This window comes from Bacteroides sp. (assembly GCF_028690125.1).
Lineage (GTDB): Bacteria > Bacteroidota > Bacteroidia > Bacteroidales > Bacteroidaceae > Bacteroides.
Genome location: NZ_JAQVBV010000117.1, coordinates 1 through 3,798, shown reverse-complemented (window position 1 = coordinate 3,798; position 3,798 = coordinate 1). Strand labels below are relative to the sequence as shown.

General features: G+C 38.3%; 3 protein-coding genes. 2 read left to right on the top strand and 1 reads right to left on the bottom strand.

Features of this window, described 5'->3' with window-relative positions:
- On the bottom strand, positions 1 to 828 hold the full coding sequence (locus PHO71_RS25590) for a DeoR family transcriptional regulator (protein WP_300209008.1): 828 nt from the start codon (positions 826 to 828) through the stop codon (positions 1 to 3).
- A gap of 292 nt (positions 829 to 1,120) precedes the next feature.
- Here PHO71_RS25590 and PHO71_RS25585 point away from each other — a divergent pair, with 292 nt between their 5' ends.
- A complete protein-coding gene (locus PHO71_RS25585) occupies positions 1,121 to 3,316 on the top strand; it encodes a DNA translocase FtsK (protein ID WP_300209007.1) in 2,196 nt (731 codons plus the stop codon).
- 142 nt (positions 3,317 to 3,458) lie between these two features.
- A partial coding sequence (locus PHO71_RS25580) for a hypothetical protein (RefSeq protein ID WP_300209006.1) occupies positions 3,459 to 3,798 on the top strand: 340 nt, incomplete at its 3' end.

Sequence of the window (3,798 nt, the reverse complement as noted above, 5' to 3'; positions counted from 1 at the left end):
TTATGCGAGTTTGTAGCGAGACCATCTCTTTGTTCCTGTCTTTTTGATTTGTCCTTTATCAACTAGTCCGTTTAATTCTCTCTGAATTGTCTTTTCTGAATAGTCAGGAAGGAAGATTGATATGTCTTTTATTGAAACATCCTTCTTGTCCTTAATGAGACTCATAATCCTCTTAATTCTATCTTCTCTAGCGGCTGGTCCTTGGAGATGAGAAAGTGTCTTTTTGGCTGTCTCTTTCTTGTCAAACCTTTGGTCTTTGTAAGAGACGTTATTGGTCAAATGATTGTGTGTAAAATTTCTAACGGACATGTTTTCTGATGTCCTTGATAAACTCTGATTACCATTTTGCAAATCTTCGAAAGTATCATCACCAACCTCAAACATCTTATCATCAAGAGTGAAAGAAAAGTGTCGATCCTTACTTACACTCTCTCTCAAATCAACAGCTAATTTAGAGAATTCGTGGTTCAAAATACTTGCGTTCATTTCAGAGATAAAACCAATCGTTTTTGCTATTTCAATGAAGGAAAGAAGTTCGTAAACTCGAGAGATAGGAGTAGCGACAAATGAGGATTTTTCGACTGGTGATAATACAGAGTATTGGTAGATATCGGACAATAATTCTACCCCCAATAATCTAATCTTACTCTTGAGTGCATCGTCTGTATCCATACAATCAGATACGAGATAAAGTGCAGTGACCAACTTTTCTGTCTTTTTGTTTGTAAGCCCATAAACAGCTATACCAGATAAGGCTTTTACATCAGAGACATCTAGTTGTCCGTAACTATTTGTTGTTGTCCTTTGTGTGTCTTTTTGGTTATTCATCTGTCCTTTTTGTCACCTAAGTGGCGAGTTATTTGTCTTTAATGTGTCCATTATATACTGAAAAAAATTTTAAGCAAGTCAAACTCGACACAAATACACGAATGGAAACGAATGACACGAATAAAAGGGATCAGGCACGACGCAAATACACGAATGGAAACGAATGACACGAATGTGCAGGCAAGGCCTCGAGCAGTTATCCACAGGTAAATTTTGTACCATTTTTATTCTAATTTTTTTTTAAAAAATCAATTTTTTAAATGCAAAGAAAAGTGATATAATAGACGTAACTATGGCAAAAAAAAATACAGATGATACAAACAATGAAAGCACTTCAAAGCGAGGTGGAAATGGTAATAAAAATGTAAAAAAAGTTGAGCTAAAAGAAGAGGCACGATACAACATTTGGGGTATCGGTTTTATTATTTTTGGAGCGATTATGATCTTGTCGATTTTTGAAATGGCGGGAATAGTTGGGACATTTATTTTCCGAGCACTTCACTCACTCTTGGGATTCGGTTACTACCTCCTCCCTATCTTGTTGCTACTTGTCGGAGTTTCGTTTATGAAAAAACAACGACCACAGATTGCGAGGTCTCACACTATTTTTGGATTACTAACTCTCCTAACTTCTCTCGGGCTACTAGACATCGCAAGCAATGGAAATGGAGAAAGTTTGAACATCACTTACGGAGGATTCCTCGGTGGAATTATCTCTTGGCCATTTACTAAACTCTTCGGACTATATGGTGGAATTTTAGTGCTCGGAGGTGGACTTATAATATCTCTAATTGTTCTATTTAATGAGAGTCCAAACATCCCCGATACTTTCCAAAAAATTTGGAATTTCCTAAAGAGAGACCTTTGGTCTTGGAAGAAAAAAGACAACGGAGTGGTAGAAGATTTTACTGCCGACAATTATGAGATAGAAGAGAAAGTTAAACCATCTGAACCTAAAGTTATCTCTTCTGTTGAATTCAATGAAAAAGCTTCGGTAGAAGAAAAGCAAAAGGAGATCATAAAACCAATCAGGAGAAATTCTAACTACACCCCTCCCCCAATCGACCTATTAGAAGGAGATCGCGGAGTTGCTAATGTCGGAAACACAAAAGACAACGCAAACATGATTCAAAGAACTCTATTAACTTTCGGAATTTCTGTTGAGATGTCTGACATTACAATAGGACCTACGGTTACTCGTTACTCTCTAAAGCCCGCACAAGGAGTTAAGCTTTCAAGAATTGTTGGGTTACAAAACGAACTAGCTCTCGCCCTATCAGCAAAATCGATTCGTATAGAAGCCCCTATCCCCGGCCAATCATTAGTCGGTATCGAAGTACCCAACAAAGGCAAGACAATAGTCGGTCTAGCAAATCTTTTGAAAGACGATAAATTTAGAAAAAGTCCTAAGCCTTTGACTGTAGCTCTCGGTAAAGGATTATCGAATGATCCTGTTTATGGCAATTTGGCTAAGATGCCTCACCTACTCGTAGCCGGAACTACTGGTTCTGGTAAGTCTGTTACTATTCACTCTATTATCACTTCCCTTCTTTACAGGAACGGCCCAGAAGACATGAGATTCATTCTAGTCGACCCAAAAAGGGTTGAGCTCACTTTGTACAACAAGATACCTCATCTTCAAACCCCAGTGATCACAGACCCAAAGAAGACCATTCTAGCACTCAATTGGGCTATTAGAGAAATGGAACGCCGATATGAGATATTGCAAGACTGTGCCGTTCAAAACATCGAGTCATATCACGAGAAAGTTTATGGTAAAGCAAAGAAAGCTGGAGAGGAAGAAGCCGAGAGAATGCCATACATTATAATCGTTATCGACGAATTGGCAGATATTATGCAAACATACAGAAGAGAGCTTGAGTCTTCAATCGTTCGACTTGCTCAAATGTCTCGTGCTGTTGGTATTCACCTTATTCTTTCTACACAGAGACCATCTGTTAATGTTATTACTGGTATCATCAAGGCCAACATCCCTACTCGTATTGCCCTACAGGTTTCTTCTCAAGTAGACTCAAGAACTATTCTTGATCAAAGTGGAGCCGAGAAATTGGTTGGTGCTGGAGACATGCTCTTCCTAAGCACAGCAAGCCCTAGTCCAGAACGACTACAAAGTGCGTTCATCTCTGAAGATGAAGTAAAGAGAGTTGCCAATTATCTACGAGAAGCTTACATCGACGAAATACCAAATTATATAGAACTAACAGGCAGTATAGATAAAAGCGGGGTGTATTCTGACACTATTGAAAGCGAAGATGGAGATGATGACTTATACGAAGATGCTCGAATGACAGTTATGGAAGCTGGAAAAGCCTCAACTTCATATTTACAAAGAAAACTCGGTATCGGTTATGCTAGAGCTGCAAAATTAATGGATATGCTAGAAGAGAGACAAGTGATTGGGCCTGCAAACGGTGCCAAGCCTAGAGAAGTTTTGGAAAACCCAATTGATAACACTGGGGACCTTTAAGAGGGATCAAACACGACACAAATCCACGAATGGACGCGAATGACACGAATAGAAGGAAGCAGACTCGACACAAATAGGAGGAAGCAAACAAGACAAAAATTTATTCATTAGGTAGATAAAATTAGCAGATAAAAAACAAGAAATGATAAGAGACCTAAAAGAAAAGAATATAAAATGGTGGATTGGAACCGGTTCATGCTTATTGCTTTTTGTGTTTATTGGAATCTTTGTCTATGCTAAAATGAATTTTATATGGAGAGGTGTTCAAATAGTGGCTGAACTTGAGAGGACAGAAGATTCAAAAGTTGTAACCATTAAGGGTACTGCAGAGAAAGCTGTCCTACTGACAATTAACGGAAGAGAGATATTTATTGATCAGGATGGAAATTTTAAAGAAGTAGTCTCCCCCCTTCCTGGGCATTCTGTTATAACTCTTTTTGCAAAAGATAAGTTTGGAAAAACAGCGGAGAAAAAATTTGAAT

Coding starts and splice junctions, on each gene's coding strand:
- PHO71_RS25585 (WP_300209007.1), top strand. CDS start 1,121: ATGGCAAAAAAAAATACAGATGATACAAACAATGAAAGCACTTCAAAG.
- PHO71_RS25590 (WP_300209008.1), bottom strand. CDS start 828: ATGAATAACCAAAAAGACACACAAAGGACAACAACAAATAGTTACGGA.